The organism is Pseudomonas sp. KBS0707 (assembly GCF_005937945.2).
Taxonomy (GTDB): domain Bacteria; phylum Pseudomonadota; class Gammaproteobacteria; order Pseudomonadales; family Pseudomonadaceae; genus Aquipseudomonas; species Aquipseudomonas amygdali.
Genome location: NZ_CP041754.1, coordinates 1,232,805 through 1,255,298 on the forward strand (window position 1 = coordinate 1,232,805; position 22,494 = coordinate 1,255,298).

At 57.5% G+C, this 22,494-nt stretch carries 22 protein-coding genes and 1 pseudogene; 17 read left to right on the top strand and 6 right to left on the bottom strand.

Translation table 11 applies throughout. The features are described 5' to 3' along the window. From alg8 to yaaA, 3 genes are all read right to left on the bottom strand, one after another. The gene (gene alg8 / locus FFH21_RS05790; protein ID WP_011167903.1) at positions 1 to 1,482 is read right to left on the bottom strand and encodes a mannuronan synthase; all 1,482 of its coding nucleotides are present in this window, start codon (positions 1,480 to 1,482) and stop codon (positions 1 to 3) included. 100 nt (positions 1,483 to 1,582) lie between these two features. Then, the gene (locus FFH21_RS05795; protein ID WP_002552256.1) at positions 1,583 to 2,899 is read right to left on the bottom strand and encodes a nucleotide sugar dehydrogenase; all 1,317 of its coding nucleotides are present in this window, start codon (positions 2,897 to 2,899) and stop codon (positions 1,583 to 1,585) included. 812 nt (positions 2,900 to 3,711) lie between these two features. Further along, positions 3,712 to 4,491 (bottom strand): peroxide stress protein YaaA, encoded by a 780-nt coding sequence (gene yaaA / locus FFH21_RS05800; RefSeq protein WP_004658314.1) that lies wholly within the window; start codon positions 4,489 to 4,491, stop codon positions 3,712 to 3,714. Between the two features lie 203 nt (positions 4,492 to 4,694). Here yaaA and FFH21_RS05805 point away from each other — a divergent pair, with 203 nt between their 5' ends. The 8 genes from FFH21_RS05805 to FFH21_RS05840 all read left to right on the top strand — a co-directional run bounded on the left by FFH21_RS05805 (position 4,695) and on the right by FFH21_RS05840 (position 11,062). Beyond that, positions 4,695 to 5,873 carry a polysaccharide deacetylase family protein gene (locus FFH21_RS05805; protein WP_004658313.1) on the top strand — a complete coding sequence of 393 codons (1,179 nt, stop codon included), beginning with the start codon at positions 4,695 to 4,697 and terminating at the stop codon, positions 5,871 to 5,873. Between the two features lie 294 nt (positions 5,874 to 6,167). Then, positions 6,168 to 7,562 carry a PhoH family protein gene (locus FFH21_RS05810; protein ID WP_002552259.1) on the top strand — a complete coding sequence of 465 codons (1,395 nt, stop codon included), beginning with the start codon at positions 6,168 to 6,170 and terminating at the stop codon, positions 7,560 to 7,562. 358 nt (positions 7,563 to 7,920) lie between these two features. Beyond that, a complete protein-coding gene (moaC, locus tag FFH21_RS05815; protein ID WP_004658312.1) occupies positions 7,921 to 8,406 on the top strand; it encodes a cyclic pyranopterin monophosphate synthase MoaC in 486 nt (161 codons plus the stop codon). Continuing rightward, positions 8,403 to 8,648 (top strand): molybdopterin converting factor subunit 1, encoded by a 246-nt coding sequence (moaD, locus tag FFH21_RS05820; RefSeq protein ID WP_004658311.1) that lies wholly within the window; start codon positions 8,403 to 8,405, stop codon positions 8,646 to 8,648. Before moaC ends, moaD begins: the two co-directional genes overlap by 4 nt. 2 nt (positions 8,649 to 8,650) lie before the next feature. Next, on the top strand, positions 8,651 to 9,097 hold the full coding sequence (gene moaE, locus FFH21_RS05825; protein ID WP_011167905.1) for a molybdopterin synthase catalytic subunit MoaE: 447 nt from the start codon (positions 8,651 to 8,653) through the stop codon (positions 9,095 to 9,097). A 259-nt stretch (positions 9,098 to 9,356) separates the two neighbouring features. After that, complete coding sequence (locus FFH21_RS05830; protein ID WP_162885678.1) at positions 9,357 to 10,007, top strand: CsgG/HfaB family protein; 651 nt, start codon at positions 9,357 to 9,359, stop codon at positions 10,005 to 10,007. A gap of 27 nt (positions 10,008 to 10,034) precedes the next feature. Further along, the gene (locus FFH21_RS05835) at positions 10,035 to 10,406 is read left to right on the top strand and encodes a DUF4810 domain-containing protein (protein WP_004658309.1); all 372 of its coding nucleotides are present in this window, start codon (positions 10,035 to 10,037) and stop codon (positions 10,404 to 10,406) included. Continuing rightward, the gene (locus tag FFH21_RS05840; protein WP_011167907.1) at positions 10,403 to 11,062 is read left to right on the top strand and encodes a DUF799 domain-containing protein; all 660 of its coding nucleotides are present in this window, start codon (positions 10,403 to 10,405) and stop codon (positions 11,060 to 11,062) included. The genes FFH21_RS05835 and FFH21_RS05840 overlap by 4 nt, the downstream gene beginning before the upstream one ends. Positions 11,063 to 11,141: 79 nt before the next feature. Here FFH21_RS05840 and rhlB read toward each other — a convergent pair whose 3' ends face one another. Further along, a complete protein-coding gene (gene rhlB / locus FFH21_RS05845; RefSeq protein WP_050772254.1) occupies positions 11,142 to 12,596 on the bottom strand; it encodes an ATP-dependent RNA helicase RhlB in 1,455 nt (484 codons plus the stop codon). Positions 12,597 to 12,712: 116 nt separating this feature from the next. Further along, positions 12,713 to 13,372: an alpha/beta hydrolase gene (locus FFH21_RS05850; RefSeq protein WP_011167909.1), complete on the bottom strand. Its 660-nt coding sequence runs from the start codon at positions 13,370 to 13,372 to the stop codon at positions 12,713 to 12,715. Between the two features lie 485 nt (positions 13,373 to 13,857). On the opposite strand from FFH21_RS05850, the gene FFH21_RS05855 reads away from it, so the two are divergent. From FFH21_RS05855 to FFH21_RS05880, 5 genes are all read left to right on the top strand, one after another. After that, a complete protein-coding gene (locus tag FFH21_RS05855; protein ID WP_011167910.1) occupies positions 13,858 to 14,886 on the top strand; it encodes an amino acid ABC transporter substrate-binding protein in 1,029 nt (342 codons plus the stop codon). Positions 14,887 to 14,956: 70 nt separating this feature from the next. Beyond that, positions 14,957 to 16,138, top strand: coding sequence for an amino acid ABC transporter permease (locus tag FFH21_RS05860; protein WP_002552269.1), 1,182 nt, complete (start codon positions 14,957 to 14,959; stop codon positions 16,136 to 16,138). A gap of 10 nt (positions 16,139 to 16,148) precedes the next feature. Continuing rightward, on the top strand, positions 16,149 to 17,246 hold the full coding sequence (locus tag FFH21_RS05865) for an amino acid ABC transporter permease (RefSeq protein WP_011167911.1): 1,098 nt from the start codon (positions 16,149 to 16,151) through the stop codon (positions 17,244 to 17,246). Positions 17,247 to 17,256: 10 nt separating this feature from the next. Continuing rightward, positions 17,257 to 18,021: an amino acid ABC transporter ATP-binding protein gene (locus FFH21_RS05870; protein WP_003365366.1), complete on the top strand. Its 765-nt coding sequence runs from the start codon at positions 17,257 to 17,259 to the stop codon at positions 18,019 to 18,021. A gap of 165 nt (positions 18,022 to 18,186) precedes the next feature. After that, complete coding sequence (locus FFH21_RS05880) at positions 18,187 to 19,416, top strand: CynX/NimT family MFS transporter (RefSeq protein ID WP_011167912.1); 1,230 nt, start codon at positions 18,187 to 18,189, stop codon at positions 19,414 to 19,416. 42 nt (positions 19,417 to 19,458) lie between these two features. Here FFH21_RS05880 and FFH21_RS05885 read toward each other — a convergent pair whose 3' ends face one another. Beyond that, positions 19,459 to 20,397 (bottom strand): aromatic alcohol reductase, encoded by a 939-nt coding sequence (locus FFH21_RS05885; protein WP_011167913.1) that lies wholly within the window; start codon positions 20,395 to 20,397, stop codon positions 19,459 to 19,461. A 48-nt stretch (positions 20,398 to 20,445) separates the two neighbouring features. Between FFH21_RS05885 and FFH21_RS05890 the strand changes: the two genes are divergently transcribed. The 4 genes and pseudogenes from FFH21_RS05890 to FFH21_RS05905 all read left to right on the top strand — a co-directional run. Next, complete coding sequence (locus tag FFH21_RS05890; protein ID WP_011167914.1) at positions 20,446 to 20,889, top strand: helix-turn-helix domain-containing protein; 444 nt, start codon at positions 20,446 to 20,448, stop codon at positions 20,887 to 20,889. Positions 20,890 to 20,976: 87 nt separating this feature from the next. Continuing rightward, positions 20,977 to 21,468, top strand: a complete 492-nt coding sequence (locus tag FFH21_RS05895) for a nuclear transport factor 2 family protein (RefSeq protein WP_004663978.1) — start codon at positions 20,977 to 20,979, stop codon at positions 21,466 to 21,468. Then, positions 21,461 to 21,763, top strand: a complete 303-nt coding sequence (locus FFH21_RS05900) for a GIY-YIG nuclease family protein (RefSeq protein ID WP_011167915.1) — start codon at positions 21,461 to 21,463, stop codon at positions 21,761 to 21,763. The genes FFH21_RS05895 and FFH21_RS05900 overlap by 8 nt, the downstream gene beginning before the upstream one ends. A 103-nt stretch (positions 21,764 to 21,866) precedes the next feature. Continuing rightward, positions 21,867 to 22,484: pseudogene (locus FFH21_RS05905) on the top strand (glutathione S-transferase); the annotation flags it as partial. Positions 22,485 to 22,494 lie beyond the last annotated feature (10 nt).

Below are 22,494 nucleotides of genomic sequence, written 5' to 3' on the forward strand. Positions count from 1 at the left end.
TCAAACCATCGTCAACAGCACAGCGACGAAGATGGTGCCAGCCGAGAAAGTCATGGTTCGGGACGACCACGTGTTGAACCAGCCTTGAAAGCTGGCCATGTCGCGGCTCAGTTTGGTGTCCTGGCGTGTCCAGGACTGGCGGTCCAGCCGGAAGAAGACATAGATCTTCATCAGCGCGCCGACGATCTGGTTGTAATAGAGAATGATCGGGTAGGCAGGCCCGATTCTGTGTCCCGAGAGGGACAGCAGCAGGGTGAGGATCAGACGGGTCATGCCGATCCACAGCAGATACATCAACAGGAACGCGCCGCCATACTTGAAGCTGGCGATCAGGGCGACGGTCAGACCGAGGATGGAGGTCCACATCGACACCCGCTGGTCGAACAGTACGATGCTGGTGAAAATCCCCAGGCGACGTACGCCCAGACCCAGTGCACGCGAGTTCTGACGAAGGTTATTGCCGTACCAGCGATACATCAGCTTGCGGCTGGCCTTCAGGAAGCTCTTTTCGGGCGGGTGTTCCACGGTGTTGATCGCTGCGTCCGGCACGTAGAACGTGTCGTACCCCAGGCGCATCAAGCTGAACCAGCTGGACTTGTCGTCGCCGGTCAGGAAGCGGAAGGTGCCCAGACGCCAGTGATTGAGCGAGTCGCTTTCCACGTCGGCAATGAACTCGGGGTCGGTTACCACGGTTGCGCGGAATACCGACATGCGACCGGTCATGGTCAATACGCGTTTGGACAGGGCCATCGAGCACATGTTGATGTGACGCTGAGCGAAACGCAGCTTGTGCCACTCGCTCATGATGTAGCCGCCACGTACTTCGCAGAACTCGTTGGTGGTCAGGCCGCCGACATTGTCGAACAGCTGGAACCACGGCACGGTCTTGGTGACCACACCTTCGTTGAGCACGGTGTCGCCGTCGATCACTGCAACCACGGCACGGCTGTCAGGCAAGTGACGCGAGATGGCGCGGAAGCCATAGGCCAGACCATCGCGCTTGCCGGTGCCCGGAATGCGTACGAAGTCCAGCTTGACGCGCTCCGGCGGGTTGAACTTCGCCCACATGCTCTTGACCAGCAGCTCATCGGACATTTCCACCAGCGAGCAGACGATAGTCGTCGGCAGGCCGCAGTCGATGGCTTCGCGGATAACCGAGTTGTAGACCTGTGCGGTGGTCAGCGCGTCGATGCGGAAGCTGGTGACCATCAGAAACACATGGGACGGGTCTGCTGCACTGCCCAGCTTGCGAACCTTGCGGCGCAAGTGCGGGTAGACGATGTACAGGAAAATCATCCCGCGTACGAAGTGCGTGATTCCCATCGAGTAGCGCCAGATACCAACGGCACCAATCAGGAATATAAAGTTCTTCGATTGTGAGTCGAAGATACTGGTAGGCAATGCCGCGGCAAGGCCCATGAGTAAACTTAAATAGAACAGCCAACCTGCGGCCTGTAACAGGCCGTGCTTGAGCCTCTGCATAATCGTATCCCTAAGTCAGTTGCGAGCCTCAAGCCCCAGGCTGCAAGCACATTGCTTGAGCCTGTGGCCTGGAGCCTGGCGCTTGTGGCTTGCGGCTGATTTACCAGCAGATACCTTCGGCGCGACCGTCTTCGCTGGTGGCGTTGGTCATGAAACCCACCAGATCGATGACGCGCTTGCCTTCGGGAGTCTTGTTGGCGAGGGCGCGGAAACGCTCATCGCGGTTGCCAAGGATGATCACGTCAGAGTCGTTGATGACCTGATCGAAGTCCGAATTCAGCAGCGACGATACGTGCGGAATCTTGGATTCGATGTAGTCCTTGTTGGCACCGTGAACGCGTGCATATTCGACGTTGCTGTCGAAGATGCTCAGGTCGAAGCCCTTACCGATCAGCATTTCGGCCAGTTCTACCAGCGGGCTTTCGCGCAGGTCGTCAGTACCTGCCTTGAAGCTCAGGCCCAACAGTGCAACCTTGCGGGTGTCGTAGCTGGCAACCATGTCGAAAGCGTTCTGCACTTGCGAGGTGTTGCTGCGCATCAGCGAGTTGAGCAACGGCGCTTCGACATCCAGGCTGCTGGCGCGGTAGGTCAGGGCGCGAACGTCTTTTGGCAGGCAGGAGCCGCCGAATGCGAAGCCTGGGCGCATGTAGTACTGGGACAGGTTCAGCGCCTTGTCCTGGCAGACCACGTCCATCACTTCACGACCATCGACGCCGACGGCCTTGGCAATGTTGCCGATTTCGTTGGCGAAAGTAACCTTGGTGGCGTGCCACACGTTGCAGGTGTACTTGATCATTTCGGCAACGGCGATGTCCTTGCGGATGATCGGTGCGTCGAGTTCTTCGTACAGCGATTGCAGTACGTCGCCCGAGGCTTTATCGAACTCGCCGATCACGGTCATTGGCGGCAGATCGTAGTCCTTGATTGCGGTACTTTCACGCAGGAACTCAGGGTTTACGGCGACACCGAAATCAACACCGGCTTTTTTGCCGGAGCAGTCTTCCAGAATCGGGATGACCACGTTGGCAACCGTGCCTGGCAACACAGTACTGCGAACAACGATGGTGTGGCGGGTGGCTTTGTCACGCAGGACATAGCCGATTTCGCGGCACACCGACTCGATGTAATCGAGTTCCAGATCGCCGTTCTTCTTGCTCGGCGTACCGACACAGATCATCGACAGGTCAGTGGCGCGAATGGCTTCGGCGAAGTCGGTAGTGCCGCGCAGTTTTCCGGTACTGATACCTTTCTGCAGCAGTTCTTCCAGACCCGGTTCAACGATAGGTGATTTGCCGTTGTTGATCAGATCGATCTTGGTGCTGGAAATATCCACACCAACTACATCGTGACCGCGGGCAGACAGGCAGCCGGCACAGACTGCACCGACATAACCCAAACCAAATATGCTGATACGCATCGTATTCTCCTCGATTTTTCACGCCATAAATTGGCTGGATATTAATTTTGGCCAGCAGATGTCACACGCCATCCTCTACGGCTAACAACGCCGTGGAACTAACGCAGGCATATTTAATGAGTGAGTGCCCAAATAGGTGAGGCGAACTCAAATGACACTAAGTACAAGCGGCAAGTGACCTGTCCGGTGGGCAGGGCCCTGCTCTCCTTGGATGTAGTAAACCACTCCTGTTTGACGATCGACGGCGGACCTCGTTCGGAAAGCCTCCGGCTAGAGCCTTGGCTGACCTTGTCGAATCCTGCGCATCACACCTGTTGGGCGCTTCGCCTGTCTACAACATCAACTAGTGATGTGAGTTTAGTTCTGGTACCTGACGCCAGCGTTACATGAACCTGGCTTCCCTGTCGGTAACTTCCCATTTTTCCAGTCGACCTGTAAGTGATCTCTTACACGTCAGTCCAGAATTGTTACGGGATGTAGGAGCGTAGGAATTCGCATTTAGTTCCGGGCCACTCGTCCTGATTTGCGGATTTTGCTGTAGCCAGTTTGTGACAGGGGCAGTATCGCGGTGATGGCGTTTTTCTTAAAAGCCTTATTGCGCGGGGACTTCAGCGGGGTGGATATGAAAGTGCTACTACTGCAAAAAGCCAAAAAGCCACTACGTAAAAAAGTGGATTTTTTTTAATGAAAAAATCAGGCGAGATTGCGTCGTCGAAAAGTTGACGTTTATCTGGCGTCACGATGTTGGCATTTGCTGTTGGATCGTAGGACAGGTCGTGTAACAGCGATGCGTTACACGACGGTTACAGTGTCTAGTCTTCTACGACGTTGCGCAAAAACACCAACTTGTCGGGCGTCGACTGCTCACGGTTATAACGATAGCCCTTAACATCGAACGCCTGTAACGCTTCGGGGCTGTTGATACGTTCCTCAATGACGAAACGGCTCATCATGCCGCGCGCTTTCTTGGCATAGAAGCTGATGATCTTGTACTGACCGTTCTTGAAGTCCTTGAACTCGGTGTCAATGATCCGGGCTTTGAGCGCTGAACGTTTGACCGCAGAAAAGTACTCGGTAGACGCAAGATTGAGCAGCAGGTCGTCGCCCTGGGCTGCCAGCGCTTCATTCAACCATTCGCTGATCTGCGTGCCCCAGAACGCGTAGAGATCCTTGCCGCGAGCGTTTGCCAGTCGCGTACCCATTTCCAGGCGATAGGGCTGCATCAGGTCCAGCGGGCGCAGCAGCCCATAAAGTCCGGACAGCATGCGCAGGTGATCCTGTGCATAGTCGAGCTGCGCGTCGCTTAGTGTTTCGGCCTGTAGGCCGGTATACACATCGCCCTTGAAGGCCAGCAGCGCCTGCTTGGCATTGTCGAGCGTGAAGGCCGGGTTCCAGCTGCCGAAGCGTGCCGCGTTCAGCCCGGCAAGCTTGTCGGACAGGTGCATCAGTTCGCTGATCTGCGCTGGCGTCAGTTCACGCAGTTGGGTGATCAACTCCTGAGAGTGATCCAGATACTGCGGCTGAGTGAAGCGTCCGGTAGTGGGCGGGGTCTCGAAATCGAGGGTTTTTGCCGGGGAAATCACCATCAGCATGAAGTCGTCTCCTTTGATCGTCCGGGGATTCTATGGGCTGATGGCCCACGACTCCAGCTATGGTGGCGATAGAGTCAGGCCGTGTGTGCCACGTCAACATGCCATGCGGCTTTGTATGCGCTCCGACATAAGAAGCCAGGCTCATATCAGCTATAGTGGCGCGCTGGTCATGATGTTAATGGTTGATCGAGAGGGCATCGGATTTGCGTATTGTTTTAGCAGTGTGTGCAGGTCTGTTCTGGCTCCAGGCGCAGGCGGCAGTGCCGGTCACTGCCACCATAGACCGCAGTGTGTGGCCTGAGCGCCTTGAAACGCCGGGGTTGTTCGACGTCGCGTCGCGCGCGGAAATCCTTGCCTTTGCCCACGAACTGTACCTCAGCGAGAAGCTGGACGAGGAAGGGCTCAAGCAGCGCCTCGGCCTGCGCTTCGTCAACGTGCCTTCGTTGAACGTGGTCCGCCATCGTCTGTGGCTGCGCTTGCTGGAAAACTATCAGAATGCTCAAAAGAGCTGCGAGCAGGATGCCAACTTTTGCGTGCTGGTCGAGGATATGGACCAGCTGCGTCAGCGCGCTGAAGAATTTCAGGTGTCGAACGATTCGTTCTACGCCAACTGGGCCAGACCCGGCGCTGTGTTCCATCAGCGTTATTTGAACGAGCTGCTATTCATGGCTGCCTTGTTCCCGCAGACCAGCAGCGAGATCGAGCGCTACAACTCTGATGAGATGAGTGGCGACGAGATGCCGGACCGCACCTTCATGCTCAATTTCGAAAGCGGCCCGAGTCCGGTCGATGGCGGAACCGACTGGTTGGCCGACTTCATGCGTCAGCAGAAGATGACCGCCACCTTCTTTGTGCTGGGCAAAAGTCTTCAGGAACGCCTCGACAGCACATCGACCACAAGCTTGCAGGCGCTGTATCGCCAGCAGTGCGTGGGCATTCAAGGGTGGGAGTATCGTTCGCATAGCCAGTGGCTGGACTGGCAGGATTCAGTGCAACGCAGTGCGGCACTGGTTCAGCGTGTGCTGCCGGATAATTTCGTGCCTCTGTTTCGCCCGCCTTACGGCCATCGGCGGGCCGACAGCGGCGACTTTTTCCGCGCCGAGCATTTACGCGTGTCATTGTGGAACATCGATGCCGAGGACAATACCGGGCGGCTTTCGGCAGAGCAGGTTGGCGACCGCGTACTAACCCTCATGCTGCTCTGGCGCAAGGGCACGGTGGTCTTCCACGACGTGGCCAACAAGGCGCAGTCTGCACTGCCATTGCTGCTGGCCAATACCGCGCAAAGCGAGTTGATCTGGGACGATTGCCGGAATATCTCTGAAAGCCCCGTAGAACAAGGACCGCAGAGCAGTGAAAAGGCTGCGCCCGAGGGGGAATGAAGGCAGATTCGGCGTGGGCGGACTTCCGACTTTAAACGTGCTGTGTACGTCCGCCAAGCTCTATTCGTCAGGCTGTGAAATAAACTTCAAAAAACTGTCAAAGAGCTTTTTTCTGTCATCCCTTTTGCTGTATTACGAATACAGACCGCCGAAACCTGCAACACAGGTGGCGTCTTCCAAGACCCACCTTGAGCGACATTTCTCCCCTGCCTGAAGGGAAGAATCCGGCGGCCTTTTCGTGGCGCAGTACTGTCGTGGTTCTGCGTCGCCCGGCTTCTAAAAAGGTGAGCGAGTATGGATGACCACGGACGCACCCCTTCCACTAACCAGCCAATCCTTTACGTGCTCGATACCAACGTATTGATACATGATCCAAACGCACTGCTGAATTTCGAAGAACACCACGTCGCCATCCCCATGACGGTTCTGGAGGAACTGGACAAACTCAAGGCCGGTAAACATTCGGTTGCTGCCGAGTGCCGCCAGGCCATCCGCCTGATCGACAAGACCCTCGGCGAGGCTAACCCTGAAGAAGTTGAAAAGGGCGTGCCGATTGACCGCGGGACCGGTGTTTTCAAAGGTTTTCTGTCGATTTTGATGAGCAAGCGCGAGGAACCCAACAGCCTGCTGCCCGAGCACCTCAACGACAACATCATCATCAACCAATTGATCGACCTGCATGCGCGCAACAAGGACTTGAGCGTTGTGCTGGTGACCAAAGACATTAACATGCGCCTCAAGGCGCGCGCCTGCGGCATTGCGGCCGAAGATTACAGCACCGACCAGCTGGTCGATGACGTTTCGCTGTTGTCGCGTGGCTACCACGATATGACCGGTTCGTTCTGGGACCGTGTCAACAAGGTCGACACCCGTCAGGAGCGTGGCCGTACCTGGCACCGCGTGCAGCTCAATGAAATGCTGCCTGCGGTTCATATCAACGAGTTTATTGTCGATGAACAGGGCTTCGTAGGCTGGATCAAGGGCGTCAAGAACGACGAACTGCTGATTCTGGATATGCATCAGGAGCCACTGCTGCATCAGGAGGCCTGGGGCCTGAAACCGCGTGATATCTATCAGGGGCTGGCGTTGTTCGCACTGCTCGACCCGGATATTCACCTGGTCAACCTGTCAGGTGCCGCTGGTTCGGGTAAAACCATTCTGGCGTTGGCGGCTGCCATCGAGCAGACCATGGTCACCAAGCGTTATCGGCGCATCATCGCTACCCGTAGCGTTCAGGGCCTGGATCAGGAGATTGGCTTCCTGCCCGGCACCGAGGCGGAAAAGATGGAGCCTTGGCTTGGCGCGATCACCGACAACCTTGAAGCCCTGCACATGGATGATGAAAACACTCATGGCAGTGTCGACTACATCCTCAGCAAGGTGCCGTTGCAGTTCAAATCCCTCAACTACATTCGAGGTCGCAGCTTCCAGCAAAGCCTGATTCTGATCGATGAATGCCAGAACCTGACCCCGCACCAGATGAAAACCATCATCACCCGTGCCGGCGCCGGTTCCAAAGTGGTCTGCCTGGGCAACCTGGCGCAGATCGACACCCCTTACCTGTCAGCCACCAGTTCCGGGCTGACCTACCTGACGGAGCGCTTCAAGGACTTCCCTAACGGCGTGCACATCACCCTGCAAGGCGTGCCACGCTCGATACTGGCCGAATACGCGGAGAGTCATCTTTAGCTGAAAAGCAGCTGTAAGCTTCAAGCTATTAGCTTCAAGTGGGGGACTTCGGTGTACGAGAGCCCTCACTTGCAGCTTTTGATTATCGCGCCCATGCGCCAAGCTTATCGTCACACACAAGTTCGCTTCTGGCCGAAAGGCGTAGGAGCGAACTCGTTCGCGAAAGCTGTATTGTGGGCGATAAATCATTTGTGCATGTACAGCCCTCTTCGCGAACAAGTTCGCTCCTACTACGCCCTTCGGGCAGAAGCAAGGATTTTCGTACGCTTTAGAACCTGTGTATAACGCCGGGCACTTTCAGCTTGTAGCTTGTAGCTTGCAGCTGCCACACTTCTTGCTTCTGCCAAGGAGTAATGTTGTGCTCACTCATCTCGATTCCCAAGGGCGCGCCAATATGGTCGATGTTACGGATAAAGCCGTGACGTCCCGTGAGGCGGTGGCCGAAGCAGTGGTGCGTATGCTGCCCACCACGCTGCAAATGATTGTCAGCGGCGGTCATCCCAAAGGGGATGTATTTGCTGTCGCACGCATTGCCGGCATTCAGGCGGCAAAGAAAACCAGTGATCTGATCCCGCTCTGCCATCCATTGATGCTCACCAGCATCAAGGTTCACCTCGCCGCTGACGGCGATGATGCGGTGCGTATTACCGCGAGCTGCAAGCTGGCCGGGCAGACCGGTGTGGAAATGGAAGCCCTGACCGCTGCCAGCATTGCGGCGCTGACAATTTACGATATGTGCAAGGCGGTCGATCGCGGCATGGTCATCGAGTCGGTTCGGCTGCTGGAAAAGCTCGGCGGCAAGAGCGGTCACTTCATTGCCGATCAGGCACAGGTCTCGTCATGAAGGTACAGGTTCAGTATTTTGCCCGTTACCGTGAAGTCCTTGGCCTGGACAGCGAGTCTGTCGAAGGCACGTTCGACACGCTGGACGCACTGCGCCAAACGCTGTTGCAGCGTGGCGAGGCCTGGCAGGTCCTTGCCGAGCAGAACCTGATGTGTGCCCGCAACCAGGAACTGTGCAAGCCGACCGAGCCGCTGTCTGATGGCGATGAAGTCGCGTTCTTTCCGCCCGTGACCGGAGGCTGAACATGACCATTCGTGTTCAGGCTGCGGCGCTTGACCCCGGCAATGAAGTCAACGCGTTGCATGCGGCCAACCTCGGCATCGGCGCGGTGGTCAGTTTTGTCGGCTATGTGCGGGACTTCAACGAGGGTCGCGAGGTGTCAGGCATGTTTCTGGAGCATTATCCGGGCATGACCGAAAAGGCACTGGCAAAAATCGTTACCGAGGCCGAAAAGCGCTGGCCGTTGCTGCGCGTTGATGTGCTGCATCGGGTGGGAGCGCTGGAGCCCGGCGAGCCGATAGTATTCGTGGGCGTTGCCAGCGCTCACCGGCAGGCAGCGTTCGAAGCCTGCGATTTCGTCATGGACTACCTCAAGACCCGCGCGCCGTTCTGGAAGAAGGAAAAGACTTCCGAGGGACCGCAGTGGGTTGAAGGCCGCGATAGCGATCAGGCAGCAGCCCGGCGCTGGTAGTCGTTGGTCGTTGCGCCCATCTTTTTCCCTGAAAGTCTGACCTTCCGCTTTTTATATCGTCTATTTGCATCTTTCTCGGTACAGAAAGATGGCTTCGGGCTATCATGCGCGGCCGCGAAAAGGCGGCCTGTTGGCTTTGCCCAATCCTATTCAATAACTGTCCGAACGTGATCGCGTTTTGCGAGCCACGTTGCGGGCAGTTTTTCGTAAACGCTCGGAGCAGAATGTGAAGAAACTTCAGCAGGTTTTGGTTTCAGGGATGACGACAGCGGCTTTAGTGCTGGTTGCTGGTTGTGCAACGGAAAGCTCGCGGGCGCTGCCTGTGACAAAGGTTGAAAGTGCTGGAGTTGCCTATGCCGGTGTGCGCTATCCGGTTGCGGTCGGCAAGTTCGATAACCGCTCCAGCTATATGCGCGGGATCTTTTCCGATGGCGTCGATCGTCTTGGTGGTCAAGCCAAGACCATCCTGATCACCCACATGCAGCAAACCAACCGGTTCAATGTGCTGGATCGCGACAACATGGAGGAGATCAAGCAGGAAGCCGCTATTAAATCTACCGCCCAGCGTCTGAGGGGGGCTGACTACGTGGTGACCGGCGACGTGACCGAGTTCGGTCGCAAGGAAGTCGGCGATCAGCAACTGTTCGGCCTGCTGGGCCGCGGCAAATCCCAGATTGCCTACGCGAAAGTCGCGTTGAACATCGTCAATATCAGCACTTCGGAAGTGGTGTACTCGACTCAGGGCGCAGGCGAGTTCGAGCTTTCCAACCGTGAAGTCGTCGGCTTTGGCGGCACCGCCAGTTATGACTCGACACTCAACGGCAAGGTTCTCGACCTGGCCATGCGCGAAGCCGTCAACAACATGGTGCGTGCGCTCGATAGCGGTGCCTGGAAACCGACTGCCAACTGATATTTCAAAAGGGAATTTGTTGTGTTCATGAATCGTTTTAATGTTTCGTTGCGCGGTGTCGCAATGCTTTTAGTCGCCGGCGCGTGCCTGACGGGCTGTGTCCAACAGCCGAAAACCTTGTACCAGTGGGGCAGTTACCAGCCTGAGGTGTACGAGTATTTCAAAGGCGAGTCCAAGGAAGCCCAGGTCGCCAAGCTCGAAGAAGACCTGCAGAAAATCCGCTCTACCAACGCAACGCCGCCACCGGGCTACCATGCTCAGTTGGGCATGCTATACGGCAGTATTGGCAAGGATGACCAGATGGTTCAGGAGTTGCGCACGGAAAAGGCACTGTTTCCCGAGTCGGCCACTTATATGGACTTCCTGCTCAAGAACGCCCACGCAGGAGTCGTCAAATGAACCTCGCTTATCTGAAAGTTGCTGTAAGCCTGTTTGCCGTTGCCCTGCTGTCGGGTTGCGTTACCCCGCCAACGGTGGACTACTCGGCCTTCAAGGAAAGCAAACCGCGTTCGATTCTGGTACTGCCGCCGGTCAACGAATCGCCTGACGTCAAGGCGACGTACAGCACCTTCTCGCAGGTGACCTACCCGCTGGCCGAGTCGGGCTACTACGTGTTGCCTGTGGCGCTGGTTGACGAGACGTTTCGCAATAACGGCCTGACCAATGCCAACGATATTCAGGCAACATCGCCTGCCAAGCTGCGTGAGATCTTCGGAGCCGACGCCGCGATGTACATCACGGTCAAGCAATACGGCACCAGTTACGTGGTCATCAGTAGCCAGACCGTTGTGACGGTCACGGCAAAGCTGGTTGATCTGCGCACCGGTACTGCGCTGTGGACGGGTACTGCGTCGGCGTCCAGTGAAGAGGGCGGCAACAACAGCGGTGGCGGTCTGGTGGGTATGCTGATTACAGCGGCGGTCAAGCAGATCATCAACAGTTCGACCGATGCCGGTCATCCCATCGCCGGGATAGCCAGCAACCGACTGCTCACTGCTGGTCGGCCGGCGGGTCTGCTTTATGGTCCACGTTCGCCGAAGTACGGTACTGACTGACCCTCACGCTGCTGATTTCCGGAAGGCACAAAAAAAGCGCAGCCCCGTAAAGGCTGCGCTTTTTTGTTGTTCGCACGTGTCAGGTCGTTTGCCGCACCACTGCCCTGAGCAGGTGGGTCGGTGGTGTTTCACAACTGATCTTGCGACCCAGCTTCTCTTCGATGGCGGGCAACTGGTAGGAGTCGTCTTCGCCAGCGAAGCTGATGGAGACGCCATCGGCACCTGCGCGACCGGTACGCCCGATGCGGTGCACGTAGTCGTCCGGTACCTCTGGCAGGGTGAAGTTGATCACGTGGCTGATGCCGTCAATGTGGATACCGCGACCGGCCACATCGGTGGCGACCAGAACGCGGATCTTGCCTTCGCGGAAGCCTTCAAGGGTCTTGATGCGCTTGTGCTGCGGCACATCGCCCGACAGTTGCGCGGCATTGACGCCATCGCGTACCAAGCGCTCTTCGATGCGTCGCACCTCGTCCTTGCGGTTGGCAAAGACCATCACTCGTCCCCAGCCGTTGTCGGTGACCAGGTTATAGAGCAGCTTGTACTTGTCGGCACCGGCAACGGCATAGATATGCTGCTCGACGTTGTCACTGGCGACGTTCAACGATTCGATTTCGACGATGGAAGGGTCTGTCGTCCATTGTTTGGCGAGGTTCATCACGTCTTCGGTGAAGGTCGCGGAGAACAGCAGGGTCTGGCGTTCACCCTTGTGCGGGGTTTGGCGAATGATCTGACGCACCTGCGGGATGAAACCCATGTCGAGCATGCGGTCGGCTTCGTCCAGGACCATCACTTCGACCATGTCCAGATGCACTTCGCCGCGCTGGTTGAAGTCCAGCAGGCGGCCAGGCGTGGCCACCAGAATATCGCAGTGCCGTGCTTCAAGTTGTTTGAGCTGCTTGTCGAAATCCATGCCACCGACGAACGTCATGACGTTCAGGTTGGTGTATTTGGTCAGGTCGGCAGCGTCCTTGGCGATCTGCACCACCAGTTCGCGAGTGGGCGCAATGATCAGCGCTCGGGGCTCACCCATGTAACGTTCGGCTGGCGGTGGCGTCTGGGTCAGTTGCTCGATGATCGAGATCAGGAACGCAGCGGTCTTGCCGGTACCGGTCTGGGCGCGACCGATCGCGTCCTTGCCTTTGAGCGTGAAGCCCAGTACGCCCGCCTGAATCGGTGTGCAGTACGGGAAACCAAGGTCCTGAATCGCGTGCATCAGTTCAGGCGCAATGTTGAAATCGTGGAAGCGGGTCTTGCCTTCCTGTGGTTCGACGACGAAATCTTCGATTTTCCATGCTGGCGCAGGCGGTTTTACCACGCGCTCACGACGCGGGCGCTCGGCCCTTGGCTTGTCGGTGTGCGGTGCTCTGGCTTTGGAGGGCTCGTTGACGGTGTCCGAAAGCTGAGTCTGGGCATGATCCGGTATGTCGCCTGCGGCAGCGGGGGAGGCGGGAATAAAGGCTGTCGGACCAGGCGCACGCTGCTCAGCCTCACTTTTACCGAACATCTTTTTAAGTGCTTTGAGCACGGTCATCTCATCAATTGGTTAAGGAATGTACGCCGAGCAGTGTAAAGCAAGAACCGTGCTCGGCGTAGTGCCATCCGTGGCGAGCTACAAAAGCGGTCAGTTGCAGGCGGGCCCAGGGCGCTTTAGCGCAGCTTGTCAGCCAGCCAGACGCCGATGTCATGGATTTCCTGCGGTAACACTTGGTGCCCCATTGGGTACTCTTGCCATTGAGCGGTTACACCCTGAGCCTTGAGGTGCTCGTACACCGTCCGGCCCATGGGGTTGTGCACCACTTCGTCGTGCTGGCCATGCAGGCAGTAGGCAGGGATGCGCTGTTGGCTGGCAGACAGCGTCATCTCATTGCTGAATGTCGGGGCATAAGTGGACAGCGCGAGGACGCCACCCAGCGGACCCTGCCAGCGTCTATAGCCCGCGTGTAACACCACCGCGCCGCCTTGGGAAAAGCCTGCCAGAAATATCCGTGACGGGTCGATGCCGCTGTCGCGTTGTTGCTCGATAAGGTCCAGCACCTTTTGTGTCGAGGCTTCCATCTGATCGTGATCAATGGCGCGGGCCTCGGAACTCATGGCCTTGATGTCGTACCAGCTTGGCATTTCATAGCCGCCGTTGACCGTTACGGCGCGTGTCGGTGCCTGAGGCAGGACGAAACGTGTAGTCGTCAGCGACTCCTGCAGCATCTCGGCGACCGGAAGAAAATCATAGCGGTCGGCGCCCAACCCGTGCAGCCAGATAACGCAGGCATCCGCGGTGCCTGAAGGTTGGATGATCAAAGGTTCGCTCATGTCTGCTCCATTTGTGTGCGATGGCTCATTTAGAGCGCATTAATAGGGTGCGCGGTTAGATTAAAAATGAAAGAAGATGTCGTAAGGTTACAAGTTTTTGTCTTGACCTGTCGCTAATTCGACATAGCCAGCATGCTGGTACGGGCTTTGCTACAGCAGGACTGGAGTCGAGGCGCTCACATCGTTCGGTAACACTATAAGGCTATTACTTATAGCGATCGAAAAGCAGCTCGGGAGTCCATGCGTCAGGATTCGCGGCACGATTCAACCTGTACCGCTCCGGTCCAGGAAAATCATGGGGTTTCAGTCCACGGGGCCGATTCTGAATGATGAAGACGAATGACGGGATGATCCTGCAGACGATTCGTGATTCAGGCCCAGCGTTGCATGACCCAAAAATAAGCCAGCACGGGTCATTAGCGCCTCACAAAGGTGCGACGCGACTGAGATACCTACACAACAAAGAGCAAACTGGAGGTTTTTGAATGAAGATGTTGAAATCCACCCTGGCTGTCGTCACCGCCCTGGCCGCATTTGGTGTAACCGGGGTTGCCAACGCCGGTGCCACCCTTGACGCTATTCAGAAGAAAGGTTTTGTTCAGTGCGGCGTCAGCGATGGCCTGCCAGGGTTCTCCGTTCCGGACTCCACCGGCAAGATCACCGGTATTGACGCTGATGTCTGCCGCGCAGTAGCCGCCGCAGTATTCGGCGACGCCACCAAGGTCAAGTTCAGCCAGTTGAACGCCAAGGAGCGTTTCACTGCACTGCAATCCGGCGAGATCGACATCCTTTCGCGTAACACCACCTGGACCAGCTCCCGTGATGCGGGCATGGGCCTGGTGTTCACCGGCGTGACTTACTACGACGGTATCGGCTTCCTGGTAAACAACAAACTGGGCGTCAAAAGCGCCAAGGAACTGGACGGTGCAACCATCTGCATCCAGGCCGGTACCACTACCGAGCTGAACGTCTCCGACTACTTCCGTTCGAACGGCCTGAAATACACCCCGATCACCTTCGACACCTCCGACGAAAGCGCCAAGTCGCTGGAAGGCGGTCGTTGCGACGTACTGACTTCCGACCAGTCGCAACTCTACGCACAGCGCAGCAAGCTGGCCAAGCCGGACGATTACATCGTTCTGCCTGAAGTGATCTCCAAGGAGCCGCTGGGTCCTGTCGTGCGTAAAGGCGACGAAGACTGGTTCTCGATCGTTCGCTGGACCCTGTTCGCCATGCTCAACGCCGAGGAAGCCAAAATCACTTCCAAGAACGTTGAAGCTGAAGCCAAGTCGACCAAGAACCCTGACGTAGCCCGTATGCTGGGTGCCGACGGTACTTACGGCAAGGACCTCAAGCTGCCGAAAGACTGGGTCGTGCAGATCGTCAAGCAGGTCGGTAACTACGGTGAAGTTTTTGAACGCAACCTGGGCGACGGCACCCCGCTGAAAATCAAGCGCGGCCAGAACGCTCTGTGGAATGCCGGTGGCATTCAGTACGCTCCACCTATTCGTTGATTGACTCGGCGCCCGGCAGGCTTCCCAGCCTGTCGGGCGTTGTTCTGTTGGATTTTTCCTGGGGCATTTCATGGAAAAGCAAATCGTCGCACCCAAGCAAAAGCTCTCTCTGAGCGATCCGAAAGTGCGCGCGTGGTTATTTCAGATCATCACTGTCGTAGCGGTGATCGCGTTGGGCTGGTTCATCTTCGACAATACCCAGACCAACCTGCAACACCGTGGTATTACCTCGGGTTTCGGCTTTCTTGAAAACAGTGCCGGTTTCGGTATTGCTCAACACCTGATCGACTACAGCGAAGCGGACAGTTATGCCCGCGTATTCGTCATCGGCCTGCTGAATACCTTGCTGGTGTCGGTTATCGGTATTGTCCTGGCGACCTTGCTGGGCTTTGTCATTGGTGTCGCTCGCCTGTCTCCGAACTGGATGATCAGCAAGCTGGCAACCGTTTATGTCGAAGTCTTCCGCAACATTCCGCCACTGCTGCAGATCCTCTTCTGGTACACCGCCGTATTCCTCACGCTGCCTGGTCCGCGTCAGGCGCATGGTTATCTGGACATGTTCTTCGTCAGCAGCCGCGGGCTCAATATGCCCAGAGCGTTGCCAGCCGAAGGTGCATGGGCGTTTCTGATCAGCATCGTGGTTGCCGTTATAGCGATCGTGATGATGGTGCGCTGGGCCAACAAGCGCTTCGAAGCCACTGGCCAGCCGTTTCACAAGTTCTGGGTCGGTCTGGCGTTGTTGCTGGTGATCCCGGGCCTGAGCATGCTGGTCTTCGGCAGCCCGGTGCATTGGGAACTGCCGCAACTGAAGGGCTTCAACTTCACCGGTGGCTGGGTGCTGATCCCGGAACTGATCTCCCTGACCCTGGCACTGACCATCTACACGGCGGCGTTCATCGCTGAAATCGTGCGTTCCGGCATCAAGTCGGTCAGTCACGGTCAGACCGAAGCTGCCCGCTCGCTGGGGCTGCGCCCCGGGCCAACGCTGCGCAAGGTCATCATTCCGCAGGCGCTGCGAGTGATCATTCCGCCGTTGACCAGTCAGTTCCTGAACCTGGCGAAGAACTCGTCGCTGGCAGCAGCCATCGGTTATCCGGAAATGGTTTCCCTGTTCGCCGGTACGGTGCTCAACCAGACAGGGCAGGCTATTGAAGTCATTGCCATCACCATGAGTGTGTACCTGGCGATCAGTATCAGCATTTCTCTGCTGATGAACTGGTACAACAAGCGCATTGCGCTGATCGAGCGGTGAGGAAAAGCGCATGACAACTCATACTTTCAAACCTGATATGCCACCACCGGGCAAAGTGTTCGGCCCGATGGCGTGGATGCGGCAGAACCTGTTCTCCAGCTGGATCAACACCCTGCTGACCCTGTTCTCCCTGTATCTGATCTATCTGGTCGTGCCGCCTATCATCAGTTGGGCCCTGCTGGACGCCAACTGGGTCGGCACGACCAAGGCAGACTGCACCAAGGCGGGCGCCTGCTGGGTGTTCATCGAGCAGCGCTTCGGTCAGTTCATGTACGGCTACTTTCCCAATGAGCTGCGCTGGCGGGTCGACCTGACCGCCATCCTGGCGATTGTCGGTGCTGCGCCGCTGTTCATCTCGAAGTTTCAGCGCAAGGCTGTCTACGGTATTGCCTTTCTGGTGATTTACCCGATTGTTGCCTTCTACCTGCTGCACGGCGGTGCTTTTGGTCTGACCAACGTACCGACCAGCCAGTGGGGCGGCCTGATGCTGACCCTGGTGATTGCCACCGTGGGTATCGTCGGTGCCTTGCCGCTGGGTATTTTGCTGGCGCTCGGCCGTCGCTCCAACATGCCGGCTGTGCGTGTGGTGTGCGTAACGTTTATCGAGTTCTGGCGCGGCGTGCCGCTGATCACCGTGCTGTTCATGTCGTCGGTGATGCTGCCGCTGTTCATGCCCGAAGGGATGAATTTCGACAAACTGCTGCGGGCGTTGATCGGCGTGATTCTGTTCCAGTCGGCGTACATCGCCGAAGTGGTACGCGGCGGCATGCAGGCCATCCCCAAGGGCCAGTATGAAGCCGCCTCGGCCATGGGCCTGGGTTACTGGCGCAGCATGGGTCTGGTGATTTTGCCGCAGGCGTTGAAGATGGTCATTCCCGGCATCGTCAACACCTTCATTGCCTTGTTCAAAGACACCAGTCTGGTGATCATTATCGGCCTGTTCGACCTGCTCAACAGCGTCAAGCAAGCCACCGCCGACCCGGCATGGCTGGGTATGGCCACTGAAGGCTATGTCTTCGCGGCCCTGGTGTTCTGGATCTTCTGTTTCGGTATGTCCCGCTATTCCATGCATTTGGAACGTAAGCTGGACACAGGCCACAAGCGTTAGGAGTTTTGTGATGAGTGAAGTTATCAATAAGCCTCTGGGCGCTGAAGGCATGATCCGCATGGAGGGCGTCCACAAGTGGTACGGCCAGTTCCATGTACTCAAGGACATCAACCTGAACGTGCGTCAGGGCGAACGTATCGTGCTGTGCGGCCCATCGGGCTCGGGCAAATCGACCACTATTCGTTGCCTCAACCGTCTGGAAGAGCACCAGCAGGGTCGTATCATCGTTGATGGCACCGAACTGACTTCCGACCTGAAGCAGATCGAGACCATCCGCCGTGAAGTCGGCATGGTGTTTCAGCATTTCAACCTGTTCCCGCACCTGACCATCCTGCAGAACTGCACGCTGGCACCGATGTGGGTACGCAACATGCCGAAAAAGAAAGCCGAAGAAATCGCCATGCATTATCTGGAGCGTGTGCGTATTCCTGAGCAGGCCCACAAGTTTCCGGGTCAGCTTTCCGGTGGTCAGCAGCAGCGTGTGGCGATTGCCCGTGCCTTGTGCATGAAGCCGAAAATCATGCTGTTCGATGAACCGACTTCGGCGCTTGACCCGGAAATGGTCAAGGAAGTGCTCGACACCATGGTTGGCCTGGCTGAAGAAGGCATGACCATGTTGTGCGTGACTCACGAGATGGGCTTTGCCCGTACCGTGGCGAACCGGGTTATCTTCATGGACAAAGGCGAAATCGTCGAACAGGCCGCGCCGAACGACTTCTTCGACAACCCGCAAAGCGATCGTACCAAGCTGTTCCTCAGTCAGATCATTCACTGAGTCAGTAGCTGCCAAACGGAAAACCGGGCCATGTGCCCGGTTTTTTTTGCCTGCATTTGCCATGCATCTTGTATGCAATTCTGGCTGAACCTTGTATTCGCGATGATTCTCCAACAGGATACCGCCCCCTGAAAAGGGTCGACATACCTGATTACCGAGAAACCGATGACTGCCAAGGCTCAATCCAGCCCCCAACCGATTACCGATCAAGCCCATCCTGTTCTAAAGCGCCCCTGGCTGTTGCTGCTGGGTCTGGTGCTGGTCGCCCTCAACCTGCGCCCCGCGTTATCCAGCGTTGCGCCGTTGCTTAACGAGGTGTCCGCAAGCCTTGGGATGTCGGCTGCCGAAGCTGGTCTGCTGACCACCTTGCCGGTGTTGTGTCTGGGCCTGTTCGCGCCATTGGCACCGATTCTTGCCCGGCGTTTTGGCAGTGAACGGGTGGTTTTGGTGGTGCTTCTGACACTGGCGTCGGGTCTGGCAGTACGCAGCCTGTTCGGCGAAGTCGGCCTGTTTACCGGCAGCCTGCTGGCGGGCGCGAGCATTGGGATCATCGGCGTATTGTTGCCCGGTATCGTCAAGCGCGATTTCCCGCACAAGGCCGGGGCCATGACTGGTGTCTACACCATGGCGCTGTGCCTGGGCGCTGCGATTGCAGCCGGTTCGACGGTGCCGCTGAGCCAGTACGTCGGCGACAGCTGGCAAATAGGTCTGGGTTTCTGGCTGATTCCGGCGTTGATTGCGGCGCTGTTCTGGTTTCCACAAGCACGCGAAATGCATGGCTCACATCGCGATGTCTATCGAGTTCGCGGCCTGTTGCGTGACCCGCTGGCGTGGCAGGTCACGCTGTATATGGGCCTGCAATCGTCGCTGTCGTACATTGTCTTCGGCTGGCTGCCCTCGATTCTCATCGGTCGCGGCCTGACGCCGACCCAGGCCGGTCTGCTGCTGTCCGGCTCGATCATCGCGCAAGTCATCAGCGCCCTGGCGGTGCCCTATCTGGCCACACGCGGCAAGGATCAGCGTCTGGCGATCATGCTGGTCATGTCGCTCACACTGACCGGGCTGTTCGGCTGCCTGTACGCTCCGCTCGGCGGGCTGTGGGGCTGGGCCATCCTGCTGGGGATCGGGCAGGGCGGCACGTTCAGCCTGGCGCTGGCCTTGATCGTCCTGCGCTCGCGCGACTCACATGTCGCCGCCAATCTGTCGAGCATGGCGCAAGGCTTTGGCTACACCATCGCCTCGACCGGCCCGTTTGCCGTGGGCGTGGTGCATGACATGACCGGCAGCTGGAGCGCGATTGGCTGGATCTTCGCGGTACTCGGGCTGGGCGCTATCATCGCGGGCATGGGTGCCGGTCGGGCGCTGCAGGTGCAGGTCAGTAGCGAGAAGGTTTGATTTTCGATGAATGTTGATCGTTCGGACCGGGCTTGAGCTGCTTCAGGTCTGAGCCAGATTGGCCAGGGCCCATTGTTCGGCACTGGTGACGCTCAGCCCTGATTTCGCGTTGTAGGTACGGGCGACGTCCCATGCCACGCCTCGGCCCATGGCAAAGACTGCCCGGTATTTGCGCAGATTGTCATCCGGCATTTCCGTCAGATCGGCCTGCAACTGCGCAACACTCCATACGTGCCGCTCGATGTCGCGCCCCGTGACACGCTCCACAAGATCGGCCAGCCCGGCGTATGTCAATGTGTCGCCAGCGGTGTACACCACCTGATTCACTATGCGCGGCTCGTGCATCACGATGGCAGCAGTCAGCCTGCCAATGTCCTCTGCGGGGGTGACTGTCACGGCCGTATCGAGGCTGCCCAGCGCATTGATCCGACCGCCTTGCAGATCGACGACACCGAACGCGGGTTCGAACAGGAAGCTTGTAAACATACCGGTCGAAACGATTACCCATTCGGTTTGCTGCTGGGCGCGCAGCTTTTCTCGCACATCGAGTTGCTCATCGAACAGATCCTGAGGGCTGCCCCGGCCGATAAGGTCGTAGTCAGCGCCGAACTGCCAGGGCAGGTAGCGTTTTATGCCGGCCTTGAGCGCCGCATCGGTCAGTTTGCGCTGAGTGCCCCGGCCAGCGGCAAAACCCGCACAACTGATTACCGTGTCGTAGCGCTTCATGACAGTGGCTAGTTCGTCCACGGTGGCGTCGGCCAGATCGGCGGTTTCGATGGCAATGTTCAGCGCGCGGATTTCTTCGATTTCCACACGCTTGGCAGGCGCTTGAGTGCTCAAGCTGCTCTGGCGTAGCAGCACGGCAATGCTCAAGTCATATGCTCCGGCTTTCTCGACCAGCCCTCGCAGCACGGAGAGCCCAAGCTCTCCCGCGCCTATTACTAGAATGCGTTGTTTGACGTTTGCGTTATCGGCTTGCATGGTGACCCCTTTGGACAGTCTTTCAATTCAGGCGGGAGAGATGCTGGCATGCCTGTCGACATACAAAAAGTAGGCACATCGGTGATACCGGGCGGGCTGGACGCGCAGGAAGTGGTCAGACGCTCCGAAGCGGCCTGTGCTGCGCTCAGCGATTATGAGGATGGTCTCAAGCGCGATATTCTCGGCCACGCCGGAAACCGCTGGTCATTGGGCGTGGTACATGCGCTCGGCGTCAGTAGCCCTTTGCGCCATGCCCAATTGCGCCGAAAGCTGCACGGCGTCACCCAGCGCATGCTCACTCATACCTTGCGCCAGCTTGAACAGGACGGGTTGATCACCCGCCATGACTACTGCGAGAAGCCGCTCAGGGTGGAATATTCGTTGACCGACCTGGGCATGGGGCTGCTGGTACAAATGATTCCGCTGTGGACTTGGGTGATTGAAAATTCAGAGGCGTTCAGTGCAGCGCGAAATCGTTATCCAGACAGGTAAAAGTGATGGCTGATGCGCCATCAACCCTCGCCATTTTCAGCGGCGCCGCTTATCGTGCACGGATAATTCGCCAAGGGATGTGCACGCATGAACTACGAGGAACAAAGTCAGGCCAACAGCGCACTGATCACCCGCTTTTATGAGGCGTTTGCGCAGCTGGATGCCGAGGCGATGAGTGCCTGTTATACCGATGACGTGCTGTTTAGTGACCCGGCATTTGGTGAATTGCGCGGGCCTCAGGTAGGCGACATGTGGCGCATGCTGACTTCCCGGGCGAAAAATTTCTCGGTGGTCTTCGATCAGGTGCGTGCCGATGATCGTGCGGGCACTGCGCATTGGGTGGCGACCTATCTGTTCAGTCAGACCGGGCGCACGGTGGTCAACGATATTGAGGCCCGATTCGTGTTCCGCGATGGCAAGATCTGCGAGCATCACGATCATTTCGACATATGGCGCTGGTCGCGACAGGCGCTGGGTTTGAAAGGTTTGCTGCTGGGCTGGACACCGCTGGTACGCAACGCCGTGCGGGCTCAGGCACTCAAGGGGCTCCAGGCCTTTACCGAGAGTCGCCGTGCCTGAAGCTCAAGTCTCTACCGGGTCTGCTGACGCCGAACAGGCGGTCGGCAAACCCTGGTTTGTCTATCTGGTGCGCGCTGCCAATGGTTCGCTGTACTGCGGCATCAGTGATGATCCGCAGCGCCGATTCGCTATGCACCAGAGCGGCAAGGGCGCGCGCTTTTTCTCTTCGAGCCCGGCAATGGCCCTGGTCTACGTCGAACAGTGGCCCAGCAAGGGTGAGGCGTTGCGTCAGGAGCGGTTGATCAAGAAGCTCAGAAAAAGCGCCAAAGAGGCACTGGCAGCCAGTTACGCCTGACCCCCGATCCATGAGCGTGATGTCGTGTCATCAGCTTGAGTCTGTGGGCGGGCATGGTGCTGCGGGTTAAGCTGTGTGCTTCCCGAGTGCGCAGAGGCTGAACATGTCCGAGTTGATTCTTCACCATTACCCCACGTCACTGTTTGCCGAAAAAGCCCGCCTGATGCTGGGTTTCAAAGGCCTCACATGGCGCTCGGTGACGATCCCGTCGATCATGCCCAAGCCCGACATGACCGCGCTGACAGACGGTTATCGCAGGACGCCGGTGTTGCAGGCTGGCGCAGATATCTACTGCGACACGGCACTGATGGCGCGCCGCCTTGAGCAGGAAAAGGCTTCGCCAGCGTTTTATCCGCAAGGTCAGGAGTTTTCGGTTGCCGGTCTGGCCGCCTGGGCTGATTCGGTGCTGTTCCTGCATGCCGTGAGCCTGGTGTTTCAGCCTGAGTCGATGGCTGTAAGGTTTGCCAAGGTGCCGCCAGAGGCTGCCAAGGCGTTCATTGCCGACCGATCCACGCTGTTCAACGGTGGCACGGCTTCACGCCCGCCTGTCGAGCAGGTCAAGCATCAATGGCCCACGCTGATGTCGCGTCTGGAGTTGCAGCTGTCGCGCGGTGGTGATTTTCTGTTTGGCGTACCTTCGATTGCCGATTTTTCGGTTGCTCATACGCTGTGGTTTCTCAAGCAGACGCCAGTGACTGCGCACTTTGTCGATGATTATCCGGGTTGTTGCC